General features: G+C 72.8%; 19 protein-coding genes. 14 read left to right on the top strand and 5 right to left on the bottom strand.

Features of this window, described 5'->3' with window-relative positions; all coding sequences use genetic code 11:
- Positions 1 to 224: 224 nt before the first annotated feature.
- Positions 225 to 1,346, top strand: coding sequence for an alpha/beta hydrolase (locus ACFW9Z_RS12965; RefSeq protein WP_384638719.1), 1,122 nt, complete (start codon positions 225 to 227; stop codon positions 1,344 to 1,346).
- 47 nt (positions 1,347 to 1,393) lie between these two features.
- Here the strand turns inward: ACFW9Z_RS12965 and ACFW9Z_RS12970 are convergent, their stop codons facing one another.
- Complete coding sequence (locus ACFW9Z_RS12970; protein WP_384638721.1) at positions 1,394 to 2,560, bottom strand: betaine/proline/choline family ABC transporter ATP-binding protein; 1,167 nt, start codon at positions 2,558 to 2,560, stop codon at positions 1,394 to 1,396.
- A gap of 171 nt (positions 2,561 to 2,731) precedes the next feature.
- On the opposite strand from ACFW9Z_RS12970, the gene ACFW9Z_RS12975 reads away from it, so the two are divergent.
- The 4 genes from ACFW9Z_RS12975 to ACFW9Z_RS12990 all read left to right on the top strand — a co-directional run bounded on the left by ACFW9Z_RS12975 (position 2,732) and on the right by ACFW9Z_RS12990 (position 6,507).
- Positions 2,732 to 3,436 (top strand): ABC transporter permease, encoded by a 705-nt coding sequence (locus ACFW9Z_RS12975; protein ID WP_384638724.1) that lies wholly within the window; start codon positions 2,732 to 2,734, stop codon positions 3,434 to 3,436.
- 3 nt (positions 3,437 to 3,439) lie between these two features.
- Positions 3,440 to 4,114 (top strand): ABC transporter permease, encoded by a 675-nt coding sequence (locus ACFW9Z_RS12980; RefSeq protein WP_384638727.1) that lies wholly within the window; start codon positions 3,440 to 3,442, stop codon positions 4,112 to 4,114.
- A 90-nt stretch (positions 4,115 to 4,204) separates the two neighbouring features.
- A complete protein-coding gene (locus ACFW9Z_RS12985; protein ID WP_384638730.1) occupies positions 4,205 to 5,176 on the top strand; it encodes an ABC transporter substrate-binding protein in 972 nt (323 codons plus the stop codon).
- A 119-nt stretch (positions 5,177 to 5,295) separates the two neighbouring features.
- Entirely contained in the window at positions 5,296 to 6,507 is a 1,212-nt protein-coding gene (locus ACFW9Z_RS12990; protein ID WP_384638733.1) for a hypothetical protein, read from the top strand.
- Between the two features lie 15 nt (positions 6,508 to 6,522).
- Here the strand turns inward: ACFW9Z_RS12990 and ACFW9Z_RS12995 are convergent, their stop codons facing one another.
- Together ACFW9Z_RS12995 and ACFW9Z_RS13000 are read right to left on the bottom strand one after the other, a co-directional pair.
- Positions 6,523 to 7,665: an NADH-quinone oxidoreductase subunit D gene (locus ACFW9Z_RS12995; protein ID WP_384638736.1), complete on the bottom strand. Its 1,143-nt coding sequence runs from the start codon at positions 7,663 to 7,665 to the stop codon at positions 6,523 to 6,525.
- A 183-nt stretch (positions 7,666 to 7,848) separates the two neighbouring features.
- Positions 7,849 to 8,823 carry an SAM-dependent methyltransferase gene (locus ACFW9Z_RS13000; RefSeq protein ID WP_384638739.1) on the bottom strand — a complete coding sequence of 325 codons (975 nt, stop codon included), beginning with the start codon at positions 8,821 to 8,823 and terminating at the stop codon, positions 7,849 to 7,851.
- 96 nt (positions 8,824 to 8,919) lie between these two features.
- On the opposite strand from ACFW9Z_RS13000, the gene ACFW9Z_RS13005 reads away from it, so the two are divergent.
- The 3 genes from ACFW9Z_RS13005 to ACFW9Z_RS13015 all read left to right on the top strand — a co-directional run bounded on the left by ACFW9Z_RS13005 (position 8,920) and on the right by ACFW9Z_RS13015 (position 11,558).
- Positions 8,920 to 10,122, top strand: a complete 1,203-nt coding sequence (locus tag ACFW9Z_RS13005; RefSeq protein WP_384638742.1) for a sensor histidine kinase — start codon at positions 8,920 to 8,922, stop codon at positions 10,120 to 10,122.
- A gap of 121 nt (positions 10,123 to 10,243) precedes the next feature.
- Complete coding sequence (locus tag ACFW9Z_RS13010; protein ID WP_384638744.1) at positions 10,244 to 10,918, top strand: response regulator; 675 nt, start codon at positions 10,244 to 10,246, stop codon at positions 10,916 to 10,918.
- Positions 10,919 to 10,949: 31 nt separating this feature from the next.
- The gene (locus tag ACFW9Z_RS13015) at positions 10,950 to 11,558 is read left to right on the top strand and encodes an AAA family ATPase (protein WP_384638747.1); all 609 of its coding nucleotides are present in this window, start codon (positions 10,950 to 10,952) and stop codon (positions 11,556 to 11,558) included.
- A 47-nt stretch (positions 11,559 to 11,605) separates the two neighbouring features.
- On the opposite strand, the gene ACFW9Z_RS13020 is transcribed toward ACFW9Z_RS13015, so the two are convergent.
- Positions 11,606 to 12,718: a DUF5937 family protein gene (locus tag ACFW9Z_RS13020; RefSeq protein WP_384638858.1), complete on the bottom strand. Its 1,113-nt coding sequence runs from the start codon at positions 12,716 to 12,718 to the stop codon at positions 11,606 to 11,608.
- Positions 12,719 to 12,823: 105 nt separating this feature from the next.
- On the opposite strand from ACFW9Z_RS13020, the gene ACFW9Z_RS13025 reads away from it, so the two are divergent.
- Positions 12,824 to 13,015: a hypothetical protein gene (locus tag ACFW9Z_RS13025; protein ID WP_384638750.1), complete on the top strand. Its 192-nt coding sequence runs from the start codon at positions 12,824 to 12,826 to the stop codon at positions 13,013 to 13,015.
- A 42-nt stretch (positions 13,016 to 13,057) separates the two neighbouring features.
- Here ACFW9Z_RS13025 and ACFW9Z_RS13030 read toward each other — a convergent pair whose 3' ends face one another.
- A complete protein-coding gene (locus ACFW9Z_RS13030; protein ID WP_384638753.1) occupies positions 13,058 to 14,215 on the bottom strand; it encodes a threonine aldolase family protein in 1,158 nt (385 codons plus the stop codon).
- Positions 14,216 to 14,419: 204 nt separating this feature from the next.
- Between ACFW9Z_RS13030 and ACFW9Z_RS13035 the strand changes: the two genes are divergently transcribed.
- From ACFW9Z_RS13035 to ACFW9Z_RS13055, 5 genes are all read left to right on the top strand, one after another.
- The gene (locus tag ACFW9Z_RS13035) at positions 14,420 to 15,361 is read left to right on the top strand and encodes a Rossmann-like and DUF2520 domain-containing protein (protein WP_384638756.1); all 942 of its coding nucleotides are present in this window, start codon (positions 14,420 to 14,422) and stop codon (positions 15,359 to 15,361) included.
- Positions 15,358 to 16,473: a pantoate--beta-alanine ligase gene (panC, locus tag ACFW9Z_RS13040; RefSeq protein ID WP_384638759.1), complete on the top strand. Its 1,116-nt coding sequence runs from the start codon at positions 15,358 to 15,360 to the stop codon at positions 16,471 to 16,473. The genes ACFW9Z_RS13035 and panC overlap by 4 nt, the downstream gene beginning before the upstream one ends.
- The gene (locus tag ACFW9Z_RS13045) at positions 16,470 to 18,158 is read left to right on the top strand and encodes an L-aspartate oxidase (protein WP_384638762.1); all 1,689 of its coding nucleotides are present in this window, start codon (positions 16,470 to 16,472) and stop codon (positions 18,156 to 18,158) included. The genes panC and ACFW9Z_RS13045 overlap by 4 nt, the downstream gene beginning before the upstream one ends.
- A 124-nt stretch (positions 18,159 to 18,282) precedes the next feature.
- Positions 18,283 to 19,341, top strand: coding sequence for a carboxylating nicotinate-nucleotide diphosphorylase (nadC, locus tag ACFW9Z_RS13050; protein WP_384638765.1), 1,059 nt, complete (start codon positions 18,283 to 18,285; stop codon positions 19,339 to 19,341).
- Complete coding sequence (locus ACFW9Z_RS13055) at positions 19,341 to 20,138, top strand: type III pantothenate kinase (RefSeq protein ID WP_109165013.1); 798 nt, start codon at positions 19,341 to 19,343, stop codon at positions 20,136 to 20,138. Before nadC ends, ACFW9Z_RS13055 begins: the two co-directional genes overlap by 1 nt.
- Positions 20,139 to 20,184 lie beyond the last annotated feature (46 nt).

Raw genomic sequence — 20,184 nt, forward strand, 5'->3', positions numbered from 1 at the left:
TCCCGTGGCTCCAGATGAGATTGCAGAGATTCTTCGGTCCGTCGGCCGTGGCCTTTCCGGACGATGTGCTCCCTCTAGGACGGGGGTTGGGTGGCGAGGGTTCATCCACATTCCGGAAATTTCCCGCTCGGAAGTGGCGTGAAGTGCCCGAAAGTGCCGGGAAGCGCCGAGAAGTGCCCGGAAGCACAGAGAAAACGCAGAGAAGTCGCAGAGAAAGCTCATTCATGGGTCTCACCAGCAAGGTAGTTCTGGCGGTCGTGGTGGCCGCGGCGGTGGCGCTGTTCGTCGCCACGGTCTGGCTCTGGCCACGGCTGGCCCGGCGGAGCGCGGCCGCCGTGACGGGCCGGGTCGGGCTGCTGCTGGCGACCCAGCTGACGCTCTTCGCCTCGGTCGGCCTGGCGGCCAACAACGCGTTCCTCTTCTACGGTTCCTGGGCCGACCTCTTCGGCCAGGAGCAGGACCTGGGTGTGGTCACCGACCACGCGGGCGGGGAGACCGGCTCGCGCCACATGACGCGGATCGACACCCAGCGGCCGGACGTGCCGGGCGGCGGGGTGCCGTCGGCGGGCGGGCGGATCGACAAGGTGGTGGTCTCCGGACGGCTCTCGGGCATCGAGTCCCCGGCGTACGTCTATCTGCCGCCGGAGTACTTCCAGAAGGCGTACGCCAAGAGGACGTTCCCGGCGGTCGTCGTGCTGACCGGCTACCCCGGGACGGCGGAGAACCTTCTTAAAGCCCTGCGTTACCCACAGACGGCTCATGAGCGGGTGAAGGCGGGCAAGGCGCAGCCGATGATCCTGGTGATGCTGCGGCCGACGGTGGCCCCGCCCCGGGACACCGAGTGCGTGGACATACCGAAGGGGCCGCAGACGGAGACGTTCTTCGCGAAGGACCTCCCGGAGGCGGTCGCGCAGTCGTACCGGGTGGGGACGCAGGCCCGTAACTGGGGCATCATCGGCAACTCGACCGGCGGCTACTGCGCGTTGAAGGTCGGTCTGCACCACCCGGACCGGTACGCGGCGAGCGCCGGTCTCTCCGCGTACTACAAGGCGGCCGAGGACCCGACGACCGGCGACCTGTTCCACGGGAACCAGGCGCTGCGGGACCGGGCCGACCTGATGTGGACGCTGGAGAACCGGCCGCCGTCCGGCGGTTCCTTCCTGGTGACGACGTCACGGCAGGGCGAGGGGAACCTGAAGAGCACGATGAGGTTCATCGACAAGGTGAAGGCGCCCGCCGAGGTGTCCTCGATCGTGCTGGACAGCGGCGGGCACAACTTCACGACCTGGCGCCGGGAGATCCCGCCGGCCCTGGAGTGGCTGAGCGGGCGCCTCAGCGCGCAGTGAGGGGCCGGCTGCGTCGTGAGCCTCCCCGGGCGCCCTCCCGGGGAGGGTCACGCCGTGGCGACCGTCTCCACCGCCACCTGCGCGCGCGGTACGGCCTGGGCGTCCGCGTCGATCGAGCGGCGCAGGGCCTCGTGGAGCCGGGCCGGGGTCAGGACGCCGAGGAAGCGGCCCTCGCTCTCCTCGTCGATGACCGCGATCCACCCCGCGTCGTGCTGGAGCATCGTGGCGAACGCCTGCTTGAGCGGGGCGCCCAGCGGGAGCCAGGCCTCCATCCGGCGGGCGTGCTCGCGGACGGTGCCCTTCGCGGCGGTGGCCGCATCGGCGGGGATCCAGCCGTGCAGGTTGTCCCGGCCGTCCAGGACGACCGCCCACCGTGCGCCCTCCGACCGGAGCCGCGCGGTGGCCTCGGCCAGGGAGTCGTCGAGGTGGACGACCGGGGGCTGGTCGAGGTCGCTCTCCTCGATCGGGGTCACCGAGAGCCGCTTGAGCCCCCGGTCGGCGCCGACGAAGTCGGCCACGTACGGGGTGGCGGGGGCGCCGAGGACGGTGGCGGGGGAGTCGAACTGCTCGATGCGGCCCTGCCCGTAGACGGCGATCCGGTCGCCGAGGCGGACGGCCTCCTCGATGTCGTGGGTGACGAACAGGACGGTCTTGCGGACCTGGGCCTGGAGTTTCAGGAATTCGTTCTGGAGCCGTTCGCGGACCACCGGGTCGACCGCGCCGAAAGGCTCGTCCATCAGCAGGACGGGCGGATCGGCGGCCAGGGCGCGGGCGACCCCGACGCGCTGGCGCTGTCCGCCGGAGAGCTGTTCCGGATAGCGGTCACCGTAGACGGAGGGGTCGAGTCCGACGAGGTCGAGCAGTTCGGCGGCGCGTTCGCGTCCCTTTCCGCGCTTCCAGCCCAGGAGATGGGGGACGGTCGCGGTGTTCTCCAGCACCGTCTTGTGCGGGAAGAGGCCCACCTGCTGGATCACATAGCCGATGCGGCGGCGGAGTTCGACGGGGTCGATGGCGGATATGTCGTCCCCGTCGAGGAATATCGCGCCCTCGGTCGGTTCTGTCAGCCGGTTCACCATCTTCATGGTGGTCGTCTTGCCGCAGCCGGAAGGTCCGACGAGCGTGATCAGTTCACCCTCGGCGACCTCGAACGAAAGGTCGTCGACGGCGGTGGTGCCGTCGGCGTACCGCTTGGTGACGTGCTCGAAACGGATCATGGTTCCCCATTGTGGCGGGCGTTTCGTGAAGGGCGTGTTGCCGGAATGCGACAGCCCTCCGCGATTGTCAGTGGTCGAGGATAGGCTCGCCACACATCAGTTCGACATCGGGCGCGACGGGGAAACCGGGCGCCCCGGAGACGTGACAGGGAATCGGGAGGTGGGGGCCGGATGGCCGGAGCGAACTGCCTGGCGACGAACGACTGGATCTGCGGCGAGTATCTGCGCTCCCGCGGCCAGGAGTTGACGGACGCCACCGTGCAGCACATCGGGATCACGGTGGCCTCGGTGCTGATCGGGCTCGCGGTCGCCTTCCCGCTGGCTCTGCTCGCCCGCCGGGGCCGCGGCTTCGCCGGGCCGGTGCTCGGGCTGACGACGATCCTCTACACCGTGCCCTCGCTGGCGATGTTCTCGCTGCTGCTGCCCCTGTTCGGGCTCTCCGCCGCGCTGGTCGTCACGGGCCTGGTGCTCTATTCGCTGACCATCCTCGTACGGAACATCCTGGCCGGTCTCGAAGCGGTCCCCGAGGAGGCCAAGGAGGCCGCCCGGGGCATGGGGTACGGGCCGTGGCGGCTGCTGTGGGAGGTGGAGCTCCCGCTCGCGCTGCCCGCGCTGATGGCGGGGCTGCGCATAGCCACCGTGTCGACGGTCGCGCTGACCACGGTCGGCTCGCTCGTCGGCAAGGGCGGCCTCGGCAATCTCATCGAGGACGCGCTGCCGAGCTTCTTCAAGGCCCAGGTGCTGGCCGCCTCCGTCCTGTGCGTCCTGCTCGCGGTCACGGCCGACCTGCTGCTCCTGGGCCTCCAGCGGCTGCTGACGCCCTGGACGCGGATATCCGCGGGTCCGTCCGCCCCGGTGAAGGCGGAGGCGGGCTGACCCGTGGGAGTCATCGGCGAAGCCTGGACCTGGCTGACCACCGGGTCCAACTGGTCGGGGGAGGGCGGGGCCGCACAGCGGCTCGGCGAGCATCTGTACGTGAGCGGGGTCGCCCTCGCGGTGGCCTGCGCCATCGCCCTGCCGCTGGCCCTCTACCTGGGCCACATCGGCAGGGGCGGCGCACTCGCGGTCAACATCTCCAATGTGGGGCGGGCCGTCCCGGTCTTCGCGGTGCTGGCCCTCTTCATGGTCACGCCCCTGCGCAACTCCGGGTACTGGCCCACGATCATCGCGCTGGTGCTCTTCGCCGTGCCGCCGCTGCTGACCAACGCCTATGTCGGGATGCGGGAGGTGGACCGGTCCGTGGTGGAGGCCGCCCGGGGCATGGGGATGTCCGGCGGGCAGCTCTTCGTCCGGGTCGAGCTGCCGCTCGCCTACCCGATGATCATGACCGGGCTGCGCTCCGCCGCCGTCCAGGTCGTGGCCACCGCCTCGATCGCCGCCATGGTCGGCCTCGGCGGCCTCGGCCGGATCATCACCGCCGGGTTCAACACGTACGACACCGCGCAGGTCTTCGCGGGCGCGGTGCTGGTCGCCGCGCTTGCCCTGCTGGTGGAGGGGGTACTGGTGGCGCTGGACCGGCTGCTCTCCCCGCTGCGCCGCCGCCGGACCGCGTGACGGGGCCCGCGGACTCCCCGACCGCTTCCCCCCATCCCCTCACTACTTCCCTTTGACCATCTTTTCTCTTCAGTTCGGACGGAGAACGACATGAGCAGGACCTCGCGGATAGCCGGAGCGGTCATCGGCATGGTGGCGCTGGCCGGGTCGCTGGCGGCCTGCGGCGGCGACAGCCTGGAGCAGGAGAAGGGCGGCGGCTCCGGGGCCTCGGGCGACGCCAAGAAGGGCTCCCTCGTCGTCGGCTCGGCCGCCTTCACCGAGTCCAAGGTGCTCGCCGAGCTGTACGCGCAGATCCTGGGCGACGCCGGGTACAGCACCTCGATCACCACGGTGAGGAACCGCGAGCTGTACGAGCCCTCGCTGGAAAAGGGCGAGATCGACGTCGTACCGGAATACGCCGCCACCATCACCGAATTCCTCAACGCCAAGGTCAACGGGGCGGAGAAGGCCCAGAACAACCCCCTCGCCTCCGGTGACGTCGACGCCACGGTCGCCGCCCTGGAGAAGCTCGCCACCCCGCTGGGGCTCAAGGTGCTCCCGGCCGGGAAGGCCGTCGACCAGAACGCCTTCGCGGTCTCCGAGGAATTCGCCGCGAAGAACAACCTCAAGACCCTTTCCGATCTTGGAAAGTCGAAGCTCAAGGTGAAGATCGCGGCGGGCGACGAGTGCGAGGTGCGGCCCTTCTGCGCACCCGGACTGAAGAAGACGTACGGCATCGACGTCACCGGGATCGACCCCAAGGGCGTCGGCTCCCCCGCCTCCAAGCAGGCCGTCCGGGACGGCAAGGTCGAGCTGGTCCTGACGACCACCACGGACGCGGTGCTGGACGGGCTGGTGTTCCTGGAGGACGACAAGAAGCTCCAGAACGCCGACAACGTCCTGCCGGTCCTCAATGCGAAGGACGCGGGCGCTCCGGAGATCGCCGAAGCGCTCGGAAAGCTCACCGACACGCTCACCACGGAAGACCTCGCCGAGCTGAACCGCAAGGTGGACGCCGAGCGCGCGAAGCCCACCGACGTGGCGAAGGAGTATCTGGAGTCGAAGGGTCTGATCAAGAAGTAGTTCTTGATCGGGAGTTCACGGCTCGTACGGAGGGCCTTTGGGGGCCATGAGGTAACCGGCGGGGAACAGATTGCCGGGTGGCCCCCCAAGTGGCGCGTACACACGGTAAATTTCAGGCCATGCCACGTGGACGCCACCGCCATTCGCCACCCCTTCACAGAATCCTGCCGCCCTCCGTGGTGGCGGGAGTGTCGGTCGTCGGTGCTTCCGGCGCCTGGCTCCTCGCCGAACCCCTCGCCCTGCGCGGCCTGGTGGCCGCCGTGGCCGCCGCCGCCCTGACCGGCGCGTATCTGATGCGCAGCTGGGACCGGGCCGCGGGGCTGCGGGTCGCCGAGCTGGAGCGGGCGCGCACGCGTGACGAGTGGCGGGCCGAGGAGCGGATAGCCGAGCTGGAGCAGGACCTGGAGGAGTCGCGCGCGCTGCGCACCCGTCTGGAGACCAAGCTCCGCCGCAAGCGCGTGGAGCTCGCCGGACTGCGCGGGGAGCACGCGGGACTGCTGCGCCGCTACGCCACCGCCGAGACCGAGCGGGCCAGTGCGCTGGAGGGCCGCAGGCAGCTCGCCATCGAGGCGGCCGCCACGCCCGCCGAGCTGCCCGCCGGACGCTCGAAGCCGAGCCCGGCCGCGTACCGCAGGGCGAACGAGGCCCTGCTGAACCTCGCCCGCAACGCCGCGCTCCAGCAGGCCCGCCGCACCGCCGAGGAGGCCCGGCAGCGGGACGCATCGGAGCGGGACGCGGAGGACGAGGGCCCGCAGGGGAAGGACGCGGCGGCCCCCGGGGCGGGCGAGCACGCCCAGCACCGCCGCCCGTCGACACCACCGCCCGCCCCGGCTGCGAACACCCCGGCTGCGAACACCCCGGCCGTGAGCGCCCCGGCTCCGAGCACCCCCGCGGGCGGTCCCGAGGCCACCGGCGTACCGGCGATGAAGCCCCCGGCCCCCGCGGCCCCGGCCCCGATCGACCCGGCTCCCGAGGCCCCGGCCCAGGCCACCACACCGACCCCCACCCCCGCCGCCTCCGCCGTGCCCGTGCACGTCCCGCGTACGGTCCCCGCCGCCTCGGCCGTCGTGCCGTACGCCGCCGCCCGCCGCCATCTCGTCCCGCAGGGCAGCTTCGACTTCTTCGGCACCCAGAAGACGAACGCCGCCGCGATCGAGGCCGTCCAGAACGAGGACCTCGCGGACGTCGTCGGCGAGGAGGCGCTCGCCGACCACCGCACGGGGGTGATGGGACCCGCCGCCAACCAGGCCGTCGGCAAGGTCATCGACCTCACCGCGCACGACGAGACCGAGCAGATCGACGTGGCACGGCTGCGCGGCGCGGTCTCCTGAGGGGCTGCCGACCGGCTACTTGTCGATGTCGCCGACGACGAAGAAGAGCGAGCCCAGGATCGCCACCATGTCGGAGACCAGCGTCCCCGGCAGCAGCTCGGTGAGCGCCTGGATGTTGTTGAAGGAGGCGGAGCGCAGCTTCAGCCGGTACGGGGTCTTCTCGCCCTTGGAGACCAGGTAGTAGCCGTTGAGGCCGAGCGGGTTCTCCGTCCAGGCGTACGTGTGTCCCTCGGGCGCCTTGAGCACCTTGGGCAGCCGCTGGTTGACCGGCCCCGGCGCCAGTCCGGCCAGCCGGTCCAGGCAGGCGTCGGCCAGGTCCAGGGAGTTGAGGGTCTGCTCCAGCAGGCACTCGAAGCGGGCCAGGCAGTCGCCCTCGGTCCGGGTGACCACCTTCAGGGTGTCCCGGAGCTCCCCGTACGCGAGGTACGGCTCGTCGCGCCGCAGGTCGAAGTCGACGCCCGAGGCGCGGGCGATCGGCCCCGACACCCCGTACGCGTGCACGGCTTCGGCGGAGAGCACGCCGACCTCGCGCGTACGGCCCCGGAAGATCTCGTTGCCGAGGACCAGGTTCTCGTACACGTCCATCCGGGAGCGGACCGAGGCGACCGCGTCGCGAACCCGGCCCGGCCAGCCCGCCGGGACGTCCTCCTTGAGCCCGCCGACCCGGTTGAACATGTAGTGCATCCGGCCGCCGGAGACCTCCTCCATCACCGCCTGGAGCTCCTCGCGCTCCCGGAAGGCGTGGAAGACCGGGGTGATACCGCCCAGTTCGAGGGGGTAGGAGCCGAGGAACATCAGGTGGTTGAGGACCCGGTTCAGCTCGGCCAGCAGCGTCCGCGTCCAGACCGCGCGTTCGGGGACCTCCATGCCGAGCATCCGCTCGACGGCCATCACGACGCCCAGCTCGTTCGAGAAGGCGGAGAGCCAGTCGTGGCGGTTGGCCAGCATGATGATCTGGCGGTAGTCGCGTGCCTCGAACAGCTTCTCCGCGCCCCGGTGCATATAGCCGATGACCGGTTCGGCGTGCTGGATCCGCTCACCGTCCAGGACGATCCGCAGCCGGAGCACGCCGTGGGTCGAGGGGTGCTGCGGGCCGATGTTCAGCACCATGTCGGTGCTCTCCGCCGCGCCGCCGATGCCGATGGTCGTCTCCGTCATGGGGGCCAGTATTCCCTGACGGGTCGGCGCATCGGTGCTCATGTGCGTCGCGGTGGTCATCAGTGCTCACGTGGCGCCGCAGTGGTCATCAGTGCTCACGTGCGCCGTGGTGGTCTCCCGTGCGCCGTCGGCCCCACCGCAGTGGTGGTCACTCGTGCGCCGTCGGCCCCACCGCCCCGGCGGTCACCCCACCCGGTGCAGCAGCCACCCGAAGTCGCCGAGCCCGCCGCGCGCGGTCAGCTCCGCCGCCTCGCCCGCCGACGCCAGCGCGGTGACGTACGCCGCCGGATCGGAGGCGGCCAGACTCAGCGGCGGCCGGTCACCGGAGACCCCCAGCCGCCCGAGCGCCGTCCGCTGGTCGGTCAGCTCCACCGTCCCCCGGCCCGCCTCCGCCGCACACGCGTCCAGCGCCACATGCGCGGTCAGGTCGCAGGAGCCGTCCGGCACCGGGTGCACCTCCCGCCCGCCCCGGAACCCGGTCAGCGTTCCGAAGGGCGGCCGCCCGCCCCGTACATGCGCGTAGTCCACCGCCACCGCGAGCCCGGCGTCCAGCGAACCCACCGCCCGCGCCCAGGCGAGGTCCCGGGGCCGCCCGATCTCCGCCCGCTCGCCCGGCGCGGACAGCGGCCACCAGCGCTCCAGCCACGCGGCGTCCGCCCCGGTCACCGGCGGGCCGAGGCGCTCGCCGCCGTCCGAGGTCCGCACCTGTACGTACCGGGCGGTGCCGTCCCCGTCCACCTCCGCCACCTCCACCGGCACGTTGTCCAGCCACTCGTTGGCGAACAGGAGTCCGGTGGTGCCCCGGGGCGGTTCGGCGCACCAGATGATCCGGGGGTCGAGACCCGGCGGGCGGGCGGCGACCTCCACCCCGTACGGGATCACCTCCAGCCCCTCCGGGACGGCGGCGAGCACCCCGGTCAACAGCTCGCCGCGCCCGGCCCCCACATCCACCAGGGCCAGCGTGTCCGTGGACAGCTCCCGCGCGGTCCGGGCCAGCAGCCGGGCCACCGCCCGCGCGAACAGGGGGGAGGCGTGGACCGACGTACGGAAGTGGCCCGCCGGTCCTTCCGGGCTCCGGACCGGACTCCGGTAGAAGCCCTCGTCCCCGTACAAAGCGGTCTCAGCCGCCTCCCGCCACTCGCGCCACTCCTCCGTCATGGGTGCAAGTCTCCACCTTGGGGAGTACGGTCCCAGGATCTGGATCGGCCCTCCGGTTGACCCGGGCACCTATCCGCTGTCCTTACGCTGGGCTACGTGCAGCGCCTCTACGATTTTCTCCGCAGACACCCGACGGGCGTCGACGTCTTCTGGGCGGTCGTCCTCCTCGGGCTCTCCGGCATGTCGATGGCGTCGGGCATGTACGACGCCGGACGGGAGGAGATCCTCGCCCTTCCGGTTGTGTTCGGGCTCTCCACGGTGGTGGCGCTGCGCCGACGGGCCCCCGAGAAGATGCTGCTGCTCGCCATCGCGGTGGGCCTCTGCCAGCTGCTCTTCGACGTCAGACCGGGCATCGGCAACTTCGCGATGCTGGTGATCACCTTCACGGTGGCCACGATCGGGGAGCGCTGGGCCTCCCGGCTCGCCCTGGTCTGCAGCCTGAGCGCGGCCGGTCTGTCGCAGCTGCGCTGGGAGGCGGAGCCGGACGGCTCCTGGCCCCAGGTGATCTTCGTGACGGTCGTGATGACGGTGCCGTTCGTGCTGGCCTGGGTGATGGGCGACTCGCTGCGGACACGGCGGGCCTACTTCAGCCAGCTGGAGGAGCGCGCCGCCCGGCTGGAGCGGGAGCGCGAGGCGCAGTCCAAGGTGGCCGTGGCCGCCGAACGGGCCCGGATCGCCCGCGAACTGCACGATGTCGTCGCGCACAACGTCTCCGTGATGGTGGTTCAGGCCGACGGCGCCGCCTATGTGATGGACGCGGCGCCCGACCAGGCCCGGCAGGCGCTGGAGACGATCTCCTCCACCGGCCGTCAGGCGCTGGCCGAGATGCGGCGGCTGCTGGGGGTGCTGCGGACCGGGGACGCGCCGGAGAGCGGTGAGTACGTTCCGCAGCCCGACGTGGAGCAGATCGAGGACCTGGTCGACCAGGTGCGGCAGACCGGTCTGGCGGTGGACTTCAAGGTGGAGGGCACCGCCCGCCCGCTGCCGAGCGGCGTGGAGCTGACCGCGTACCGGATCGTGCAGGAAGCGCTCACGAACACCCGCAAGCACGGCGGCCCCGACGCCGGGGCCAGCGTCCGGCTGGTCTACTTCGACGACGGCCTCGGGCTGCTGGTCGAGGACGACGGCCGGGGCGCGGCGCACGAACTGTACGAGGACGGCGGCGCGGACGGCGCCGGACACGGGATGATCGGGATGCGGGAGCGGGTCGGCATGGTCGGCGGCACCCTGGACGCGGGGCCCCGGCCCGGCGGCGGGTTCCGGATCAGCGCGCTGCTGCCGCTCAAACCCGCCGAGTAGCACCCCTGAAGCACCCTCCGAGCAGCGCCCCCGAAGCAACCTCCGAGCAGCACCCTGAAGCACCCTCCGAGCAGCACCCCCGAACAACCTACTGACGCCCATACAGGACAGGACACACTCCATGGCCATCCGCGTGATGCTCGTCGACGACCAGGTGCTGCTGCGTACGGGCTTCCGGATGGTCCTGGCTGCCCAGCCCGACATGGAGGTGGTGGCCGAGGCCGGGGACGGCGCCGAGGCGATCGAGATCCTGCGGTCCACCGCCGTCGACGTGGTCCTGATGGACGTCCGGATGCCCCGCCTGGACGGCGTCGAGGCGACCCGCCGCATCTGCGCCCAGCCGGAGCCGCCGAAGGTGCTGATCCTGACCACGTTCGACCTGGACGAGTACGCCTTCTCCGGGCTGAAGGCGGGGGCCAGCGGCTTCATGCTCAAGGACGTGCCGCCGGCCGAGCTGCTCTCCGCGATCCGCTCGGTGCACAGCGGTGACGCCGTCGTCGCCCCCTCCACCACCCGCCGTCTTCTCGACCGCTTCTCGCCGATGCTGCCCAGCAGCGAGAAGGAGCCGAAGAACAAGCACGTGGAGAAGCTCACCGAACGCGAACGCGAGGTGATGCTCCTGGTCGCGCAGGGTCTCTCCAACGGGGAGATCGCGGCCCGCCTCGTCCTCTCCGAGGCCACGGTCAAGACCCATGTCGGCCGCATCCTCACCAAGCTGAGCCTGCGCGACCGGGTCCAGGTCGTCGTCCTCGCCTACGAGACGGGACTGGTGCGCGCGGGCGGGGGAGCGGGCTGAGGGGGCGTACGAGGGGACGGGGGTTCGGCGCATGGGCACGCTGTTGTGGATCAACGGCCCGTTCGGGGGCGGCAAGACGCAGACCGCGTACGAGATCCGGCGGCGGCTGCCGGGGAGTGTGGTCTGCGACCCGGAGCACATCGGCTTCGGCCTGCACCGGACCCTGCCGCCCGGGCTGCGCGGCGACTTCCAGGACCTGGCCGCCTGGCGGGCGGGGGTCCGTGAAGTGCTCGGGCTGGCGCTGGAGGGGCACCCGGGGCCGGTGATCGCGCCGATGACGCTGGTCGACCCCGGGTACTTCGCCGAGATCGTCGGAGGGCTGCGCGAGGAGGGCCACTCCGTCCACCACAGCGCCCTGCTCGCCGACCGGGAGACGGTGCTGCGGCGGCTGCGGGAGCGGGGCCTCGGGCTCGGGCTGAAGCGGGAGAGCTTCGCGGTTCGGCGGCTGGACGACTGCCTGGAGCGGCTGGCCGGGCCGGAGTTCGCCCGCCATGTCCGTACGGACGACATGACGGTTCCCCAGGTCGCGGACCTGGTGGCCGGGGCGGCGGGCCTGACGCTCACGCCGGACACCGACGGACGGTTGCGGCACCGGCTGCGCCGGACCTGGACGGGCCTGCGGCACCTGCGCTTCGACTGAGAGCCCCGGCCCTCCGTCTACCGCAGCTGAGGGCCCCGGCCCTCCGTCTACCGCAGCACGCCCTCCAGAAAGTCGCTGCCGATGCGGGCGACGACCGTCAGATCCAGCTGGTGCAGTACGTAACGTCCCCGGCGGCGGGTCGTGATCAGGCCCGCCTTCTTCAGCACCGACAGATGCCGGGAGACCTCGGGCGCGGTGATCCCATGGGCGTCGGCCAGTTCGCCGGTGGTGTACGCCGAGCGGGCGAGGTTGCGGCACAGGTGCATCCGCATCGGGTGGGCCAGGGCCCCCATCCGGCGCTGGAGCAGCTCCACGGAGGCGGGGGCCGGAAGGTCGGGGAGGCGGACCGGGTACTGGATCACCGGCCGCCAGCCCGGGGCGTACAGCACCGTCAGATGCGGCCAGCCGAAGCTGGTGGGCAGGAGGGTGAGGCCGGTGCCGACGTCCGGGTCGACGGCGGTGGTCCGGGCCTCGGCCAGCTTGTCGACGGAGAGCCTGCCCGCCTCCTCGTCCAGGGTCAGGGCGGCGGAGACCGCGCTCACCGCCTCCTGGACGCCCCGGCGCCGCAGCACCTCCGTCTTGTGCCGGGCGTCGGCGACCAGCTGGACGGAGACCCGGCGCCAGGTGTCCGCGAAGAACGCCTGGTCGCAGTCCTCGAAGAGGCGCCGGACCCAGCGGCGTACGGGGGCGGGGTCGGCCAGCAGCCGCTGGGTGAACTTCACCTGACGCGGGCCGCGCGCCGCCGCCATCTCCAGGGCGCGGGCCCGGGTCCCCGCGTTGACCAGCGGGGAGGCGTCGCCCGCCCCGGGCAGCCCTGCGCAGGTGAACTCCAGCGCCGCGGTGACGAACCGTTCGTCGTCCAGCCGGTCCAGGATGTCCAGGTCCTCGGCGAGGCTCGCCCCGGGCCTGCCGTCGCCCGCGCGGACCCCGGCGTACGGCATGAAGATGTCGGAGAAGGTGTTCCGCCAGAGGAACTCCGCCTCCAGCAGCCGGTCGGCGAGGTCGGGCTCCAGCGCCGCCGAGGTCGCGGTGGCCCAGCCGTGCACACCGGGGTGGTGGCCGGGCTCGGAGAGCGCGTGCAGCGCGTTCCCCAGCTCGGTGAGCGGGGAGGTCGCGAAAACGATGCGGTCGGAGGGCAGGCCGGCGATGTCTATGTTCACGCTCACGCGTCCCATGGTGCGCGGTACGGGGACGGGGCGTCGCCCCATTTGACGGCGGCCGTCAATCGACGCGCGGAGCTGCGGAGACCGGCTCACGCTGGAGGTATGGACGCCATTCAGCAGCACATGCTCGACACCTACCGCGCGGCCCGCCTGGGCGAGCCCGCCCCGCCCCCACCGGGTCGCCACGACCGCAGAACCCTGCGCGACCTGTACCACCACTGGCTGACCCACCCACCGGAAGGAAAGCAGTCCCCGCCCGGCCACTCCGGCCACTCCAGCCCGTCCGGCGCTTGAGGACGGGCTGGAGTGGCCGGTGGGCCAGCCCCCACAAGGCCCCTACTCCAGGAACCCCACGAACCCCACCACCGCCTCCCGCACATCCTCCGCCGACCACTCCAGCCCGGCCCCGGCCACCGTCACCTCGGTGACCGACACCCCCGGCGGCAACCCGGCCGCCCCCGCCGTCCCCTCGAACCACCGCCGGAACAACGTCACGCCCGTCTCCTCCGCCTGCCGCACCGACGCCTCGTCCAGCACCCCGGCCCCGTACGGCAGCCAGACCTGGAACTGGTGCGTGTGCGGCGGCTCCGGACGCACCCGGAACCACGGCACCCCCGCCTCCGCGAACCCCTCCGCCAGCGCCGACGCCACCACCTTCGCGTGGGCCACGTACGACGGCAGCCGGGGCAGCTCCCGCTCCAGGCCGATGAGGGCGGAGAGCGCCGCCGGGTACTGCTGGAAGAGCTGACCCCCGTACCGGTGGCGCCACACCCGCGCCTCCTCCACCAGCGCCGAAGACCCCGCCAGCGCCGCCCCCGACATGCCGTCCAGCGACTTGTAGAAGGACACGTACACACTGTCCGCGAGCGCCGCGATCTCCTGAAGGTCACGCGTGAAGTGTTCGGTGCACTCCCAGAGCCGCGCCCCGTCCAGGTGGACCACCGCGTCCCGCTCCCGGGCCGCCGCCACGACCGCCTCCAGCTCGTCCCACGTGGGCAGGACGAACCCGGCGTCCCGCAGCGGCAGCTCCAGCATCAGCGTCCCGAACGGCTCGGGGAACTCCCGTACCTCCTCCGCGCTCGGCAGCCGGGGCGCGGACGTCGGGTGCACCGTGCGCAGCCCGCTGACCGCCCCGAGCGCACCGCCCTCGTGCAGCTCCGGGTGGGCCAGGGGGTGCAGTGCCACGGTCGCGTTGCCCGTACGCCCCGCCCAGCACCGCAGCGCGACCTGTTGGGCCATGGTCCCGGTGGGGAAGAACGCCGCCGCCTCCGTCCCCAGCAGCCCGGCCACCCGCCGCTCCAGCTCGGCGACGACCCCGCCCCCGTACACATCCACCGCACTGTCCGGATCGTGTACGGAAGCGGCGTCGGCCGCCAGCGCCGCCAGCCGCTCGCCCACCGTGCCGTCCGCACCCATCCGGGCCAGCACCCGCTTCGACCCCCGCCAGGCGGCCAGCCGTCGCCGCCGCTGCTCCTGCTCATCCATGGCTGTCATGGGACGATCATCACCCGGGCCACCAACAGCACCGATGACCGTGCACGGATTTCCGCCGGGCCTGTTTCCGCCGGGCCTGTTCCGCCGGGCCGCGAAGTTATCCACAGGCTGTGGGCGGCGGGCGGGCTTCGCCGAAACGCTGGCGTAGCATGCAGAGAAATCGTCCGGTACCCCCCGCGGACTGGAACGGAAGGCCGTCGCCGCGTGAACACAACAGCTTCTAGGGAACCCCTCGACGCGAGGGACCGCCCCGCCCGCCTCACCGTCGGCGTCGTGGGAGCGGGCCGCGTCGGCCCCGCGCTCGCCGCCGCACTCCAGCTCGCCGGGCACCGCCCGGTGGCGGTCTCGGGCGTCTCCGACGCCTCCCGGCGCCGGGCCGCTGCCCTGCTCCCCGATGTGCCCGTGGTGGAGCCCGCCGAGGTGCTGGCCCGCGCCGAGCTGGTGCTGCTGACCGTCCCCGACGACGCGCTGCCGGGGCTGGTCGAGGGGCTCGCCGAGACCGGTGCCGTACGGCCGGGGCAGCTGCTCGTCCACACCTCCGGGCGGTACGGGGCCCGGGTCCTGGACCCGGCGCTGCGGGCCGGGGCCCTGCCGCTCGCGCTGCACCCGGCGATGACGTTCACCGGCAGCTCCGTCGACGTCCAGCGGCTGGCGGGCTGCTCCTTCGGGGTCACCGCCCCCGAGGAGCTGCGGCTGGCCGCCGAGGCGCTGGTCATCGAGATGGGCGGCGAGCCGGAGTGGATCGCCGAGGAGTCCCGCCCGCTCTACCACGCGGCCCTCGCCCTGGGCGCGAACCACCTGGTCACCCTGGTCGCCGAGTCGATGGAGCTGCTGGCCAAGGCCGGGGTCACCGCCCCGGACCGGATGCTCGGCCCGCTGCTCGGCGCCGCCCTGGACAACGCCCTGCGCTCCGGCGACGGAGCGCTGACCGGCCCGGTGGCCCGGGGCGACGCGGGCACGGTCACCGCCCACGTCGGCGAGCTGCGCGCGCACGCCCCGCAGATGGTCGGGGGCTATCTCGCGATGGCCCGCGCCACGGCCGACCGGGCGCTGGCCCACGGCCTCCTCAAGCCGGAGCTGGCAGAGGACCTGCTCGTCGCCCTGGCCGACCAGGAAAGCCGCCCAGGACCGGGAGAGACCCGATGACCGCGACCGGAAACCCCATCCCGACCGGAAACACGGGCAACACGGCCACCCCAGCCACCCCAGGCCCCACAAGCCCCACGGCCCCCGGGGAAACACCCCCCGCCCCCGCCCTCCTCCGCACCGCCGCCGCTCTGGACGCCCTCCCCCGCCCCGCAGGTGCCGAGCGGGTCGTCGTCATGACCATGGGCGCTCTCCACGAGGGCCACGCCACCCTGATCCGCGCCGCCCGCCAGGCCGCGGGACCGGACGGCCAGGTCGTGGTCACGGTCTTCGTGAACCCGCTCCAGTTCGGCGAGGCCGCCGACCTCGACCGCTACCCGCGCACCCTCGACGCCGACCTGGCCACCGCCGCGGCGGCCGGGGCCGATGCCGTCTTCGCCCCCGGCGTGGACGAGGTCTACCCCGGCGGCGAGCCCCAGGTCCGGATCACCGCGGGCCCCATGGGCGAACGCCTGGAAGGCGCCTCCCGCCCCGGCCACTTCGACGGGATGCTCACCGTCGTCGCCAAGCTCCTCCACCTCACCCGCCCCGACGAGGCGCTGTACGGGCAGAAGGACGCCCAGCAGCTCGCCCTGATCCGCCGCATGGTCCGCGACCTGAACTTCGGTGTCCGCATCACCGGCGTCCCCACCGTCCGCGACCCCGACGGCCTCGCGCTCTCCAGCCGCAACCGCTTCCTGAGCGCCGACGAGCGGCACACCGCCCTCGCCCTGCCCCGCGCCCTGTTCGCGGCCCAGGACCGGCTCGCCGCCCAGCAGGCCCTGCACGAGCGGGCCAAGGCCACCGCCCCGGGCTCCGGCGGCGACCGGGCCGCCGGGCTCAACAGGCTCGGCGAGGCCCGGGCCGCCGCCGACGCCCAGGCCGTGGCGCTGGCCCGGCCGAACGGGGCGCCCGCCGCCGTACGGGCCACCGCGCGGGCGATCCTGGACGAGGCCGCCGCCCGGAGCAGGCACCCGCTCGTCCTGGACTACCTGGCCCTGGTCGACCCGGCGGACTTCACCGAGATCCCCGACGACCGCGAGAGCGGCGAGGCGATCCTCGCCGTCGCCGCCCGGGTCGGGGACACCCGCCTCATCGACAACATCCCCCTCACCTTCGGAGCCCTCTCGTGACCGGAATACGGCTGACCGCCCCCGCCCCCGGCTGGGCCATCGACGCGGACGTCGTGGTGGTCGGCTCCGGAGTCGCCGGTCTCACCACCGCCCTGCGCTGCGCCGCCGCCGGCCTGGACACCGTGGTCGTCACCAAGGCCCGGCTCGACGACGGCTCGACCCGCTGGGCCCAGGGCGGCATCGCCGCGGCGCTCGGCGAGGGCGACACCCCCGAGCAGCACCTCGCCGACACCCTGGTCGCGGGCGCGGGCCTCTGCGACGAGGAGGCCGTACGGACCCTGGTCACCGAGGGCCCCGACGCCGTACGCCGTCTGATCACCACGGGCGCGCACTTCGACACCACCGACAGCGGCGACATCGCGCTGACCCGCGAGGGCGGCCACCACCGCCGCCGCATCGCCCACGCGGGCGGCGACGCGACCGGCGCGGAGATCTCCCGCGCCCTGGTCGAGGCGGTCCGCGCGGCCGCCCTCCGCATCATCGAGAACGCGCTCGTCCTGGACCTGCTCACCGACGCCGAAGGCCGTACGGCAGGAGTCTCGCTCCACGTCATGGGCGAGGGCCAGCACGACGGGGTCGGCGCGGTCCGGGCCCCCTCGGTCGTCCTCGCGACCGGCGGCATGGGCCAGGTCTTCTCCGCCACCACCAACCCCTCCGTCTCCACCGGGGACGGCGTGGCGCTGGCGCTGCGGGCCGGGGCGGAGGTCTCCGACCTGGAGTTCGTCCAGTTCCACCCGACCGTCCTCTTCCTCGGCGCGGACAGCGAGGGCCAGCAGCCGCTGGTCTCCGAAGCGGTACGGGGCGAGGGCGCCCATCTCGTCGACGCCTCCGGCACCCGCTTCATGCTCGGACAGCACGAGCTGGCCGAGCTGGCCCCGCGCGACATCGTCGCCAAGGCCATCACCCGCCGGATGCACGAGCACGGCACCGAGCACATGTATCTGGACGCCCGGCACTTCGGCGCCGCGATGTGGGAGCAGCGCTTCCCGACCATCCTGGCCGCCTGCCGCGCCCACGGCATCGATCCGGTCACCGAGCCGGTCCCGGTCGCCCCGGCCGCGCACTACGCCTCCGGCGGCATCCGCACCGACCTGCGCGGCCGGACGACCGTCCCCGGTCTGTACGCCTGCGGGGAGGTCGCCTGTACGGGGGTGCACGGGGCGAACCGGCTGGCGTCGAACTCCCTCCTGGAGGGCCTGGTCTTCGCCGAGCGCATCGCCGCCGACATCGCGGAGACCCGCCCGCCCCGCACGGAACCGGCGGAAGCCACCGGAAACGACGTCGGCGAGCCGGTCGCGCTGCTCGCCCCCGAGACCCGTACGGCGATCCAGCGCATCATGACCCGGGGCGCCGGAGTTCTCCGTTCCGCCACCAGCCTGGCCACCGCCGCGCAGGAGCTGGAGGCCCTGCACCGCAGCGCCGCCGCCGACGACCCCGCCCCCAAGGTCGCCGTCCCCGGCGTCGACACCTGGGAGGTCACCAACCTGCTGCTGGTCTCCCGGGTCCTGGTCGCCGCCGCCCGGGAGCGCGAGGAGACCCGCGGCTGCCACTGGCGCGAGGACCGGCCCGACCGCGACGACGCGCACTGGCGCCGCCACCTGGTCGTCCGTATCGCCGCCGACCGCACCCCGGTCGTCCACCGTACGGAGACCGCCGCATTCCCGCCCGTACGCCCGGCGGATTGAGCAGACTGCTGACAGCAGCGGCGCGAGCCGCACCCGCACCGCGACAGCGGCCGCCCCCGAACAGCGGCCGCACCCGGACAGAGAAGCACCGCACCACCCGCCACGCCCCCGAGGAGCCGCAACCGTGTCCACGCCCGAAGAGAATCCGCGCCCCACACCTGTGGACGTACCGCTGATCCGGGTCGGCGCGCCCACATCCGCCGAGCCCTCCGATGGCTGCGGCGACGACTGCGGCTGCGGTGAGGGCTTCGACCCCGACGCCCTGGAGTGCGGCCTGGACCCCGCGCTCGCCCTGCTGCTGGCCGAGGCGGGGCTCGACCCCGTCCAGGTCGAGGATGTCGCCCATGTGGCGATCGAGGAGGACCTCGACGGCGGGGTGGACGTCACGACCGTGGCGACCGTCCCCGAGGACGCCGTGATCACCGGCGACTTCACCGCCCGCGAGGCGGGTGTGGTGGCCGGGCTGCGGGTCGCCGAGGCGGTCCTGTCGATCGTCTGCACCGAGGAGTTCGAGGTCGAGCGGCATGTCGAGGACGGCGAGCGGGTCGCCCCCGGCCAGAAGCTGCTGACCGTCACCACCCGCACCCGCGACCTGCTGACCGGCGAGCGCAGCGCGCTGAACCTGCTCTGCCGCCTCTCCGGCATCGCGACCGCCACCCGCGCCTGGGCGGACGTGCTGGAGGGCTCCAAGGCCCAGGTCCGCGACACCCGCAAGACGACGGCGGGGCTGCGCGCGCTGGAGAAGTACGCCGTACGGTGCGGCGGCGGCGTCAACCACCGGATGTCGCTCTCCGACGCGGCCCTGGTCAAGGACAACCACGTCATCGCGGCGGGCGGGGTCGCGGAGGCGTTCAAGCGGGTCCGCGCCGAGTTCCCCGACCTGCCCATCGAGGTCGAGGTGGACACGCTGGAGCAGGTCCGCGAGGTGCTGGACGCGGGCGCCGACCTGATCCTGCTGGACAACTTCACCCCGGCGGAGACCGCCGAGGCGGTGGCCCTGGTCGACGGCCGCGCGATCCTGGAGTCCTCCGGCCGCCTCACCCTCGACTCGGCCCGCGCCTACGCGGACGCGGGCGTGGACTACCTGGCCGTCGGGGCGCTCACCCACTCCTCGCCGATCCTCGACATCGGCCTGGACTTCCGCGAGGCAGACGCCACCGACACCGACGGGGCCGACGCCTGATGCTGCTCACCATCGACGTCGGCAACACGCACACGGTCCTCGGCCTCTTCGACGGCGAGGAGATCGTCGAGCACTGGCGGATCTCCACCGACGCCCGCCGCACCGCCGACGAGCTCGCGGTCCTGCTCCAGGGCCTGATGGGCATGCACCCGCTGCTCGGCATGGAGCTGGGCGACGGCATCGAGGGCATCGCGATCTGCGCGACCGTCCCCTCCGTCCTGCACGAGCTGCGCGAGGTCACCCGCCGCTACTACGGGGACGTCCCGGCCGTCCTCGTCGAGCCCGGCGTCAAGACCGGTGTGCCGGTCCTGATGGACAACCCCAAGGAGGTCGGCGCGGACCGCATCATCAACGCGGTCGCCGCCGTCGAGCTGTACGGGGGCCCGGCGATCGTCGTCGACTTCGGCACCGCCACCACCTTCGACGCGGTCTCCGCACGCGGGGAGTACACGGGCGGGGTCATCGCCCCCGGTATCGAGATCTCCGTGGAGGCGCTCGGCGTCAAGGGTGCCCAGCTCCGCAAGATCGAGCTGGCCCGGCCGCGCAGTGTGATCGGCAAGAACACCGTCGAGGCCATGCAGTCCGGCATCGTCTACGGCTTCGCGGGCCAGGTCGACGGGGTGGTGGCCCGGATGAAGAAGGAGCTGACCGCCGACCCGGACGACGTCACGGTGATCGCGACCGGCGGCCTTGCTCCGATGGTGTTGGGGGAGTCCTCCGTCATCGACGAGCACGAGCCGTGGCTGACGCTCATCGGGCTGCGCCTGGTCTACGAGCGGAACGTGTCCCGGTCGTAGGGGGCGGGCCCGCAGGAGCCCGGCGCACCTGCGGGGACGGCCGGGA

It is taken from the genome of Streptomyces sp. NPDC059452, from assembly GCF_042750035.1.
Lineage (GTDB): Bacteria > Actinomycetota > Actinomycetes > Streptomycetales > Streptomycetaceae > Streptomyces.

Excerpts from the sequence above, each read along its gene's own strand:
- ACFW9Z_RS12965 (WP_384638719.1), top strand. The coding sequence starts at position 225 with ATGGGTCTCACCAGCAAGGTAGTTCTGGCGGTCGTGGTGGCCGCGGCG.
- ACFW9Z_RS12970 (WP_384638721.1), bottom strand. The coding sequence starts at position 2,560 with ATGATCCGTTTCGAGCACGTCACCAAGCGGTACGCCGACGGCACCACC.
- ACFW9Z_RS12975 (WP_384638724.1), top strand. The coding sequence starts at position 2,732 with ATGGCCGGAGCGAACTGCCTGGCGACGAACGACTGGATCTGCGGCGAG.
- ACFW9Z_RS12985 (WP_384638730.1), top strand. The coding sequence starts at position 4,205 with ATGAGCAGGACCTCGCGGATAGCCGGAGCGGTCATCGGCATGGTGGCG.
- ACFW9Z_RS12990 (WP_384638733.1), top strand. The coding sequence starts at position 5,296 with ATGCCACGTGGACGCCACCGCCATTCGCCACCCCTTCACAGAATCCTG.
- ACFW9Z_RS12995 (WP_384638736.1), bottom strand. The coding sequence starts at position 7,665 with ATGACGGAGACGACCATCGGCATCGGCGGCGCGGCGGAGAGCACCGAC.
- ACFW9Z_RS13000 (WP_384638739.1), bottom strand. The coding sequence starts at position 8,823 with ATGACGGAGGAGTGGCGCGAGTGGCGGGAGGCGGCTGAGACCGCTTTG.
- ACFW9Z_RS13010 (WP_384638744.1), top strand. The coding sequence starts at position 10,244 with ATGGCCATCCGCGTGATGCTCGTCGACGACCAGGTGCTGCTGCGTACG.
- ACFW9Z_RS13015 (WP_384638747.1), top strand. The coding sequence starts at position 10,950 with ATGGGCACGCTGTTGTGGATCAACGGCCCGTTCGGGGGCGGCAAGACG.
- ACFW9Z_RS13025 (WP_384638750.1), top strand. The coding sequence starts at position 12,824 with ATGGACGCCATTCAGCAGCACATGCTCGACACCTACCGCGCGGCCCGC.
- ACFW9Z_RS13030 (WP_384638753.1), bottom strand. The coding sequence starts at position 14,215 with ATGACAGCCATGGATGAGCAGGAGCAGCGGCGGCGACGGCTGGCCGCC.
- panC (WP_384638759.1), top strand. The coding sequence starts at position 15,358 with ATGACCGCGACCGGAAACCCCATCCCGACCGGAAACACGGGCAACACG.
- ACFW9Z_RS13055 (WP_109165013.1), top strand. The coding sequence starts at position 19,341 with ATGCTGCTCACCATCGACGTCGGCAACACGCACACGGTCCTCGGCCTC.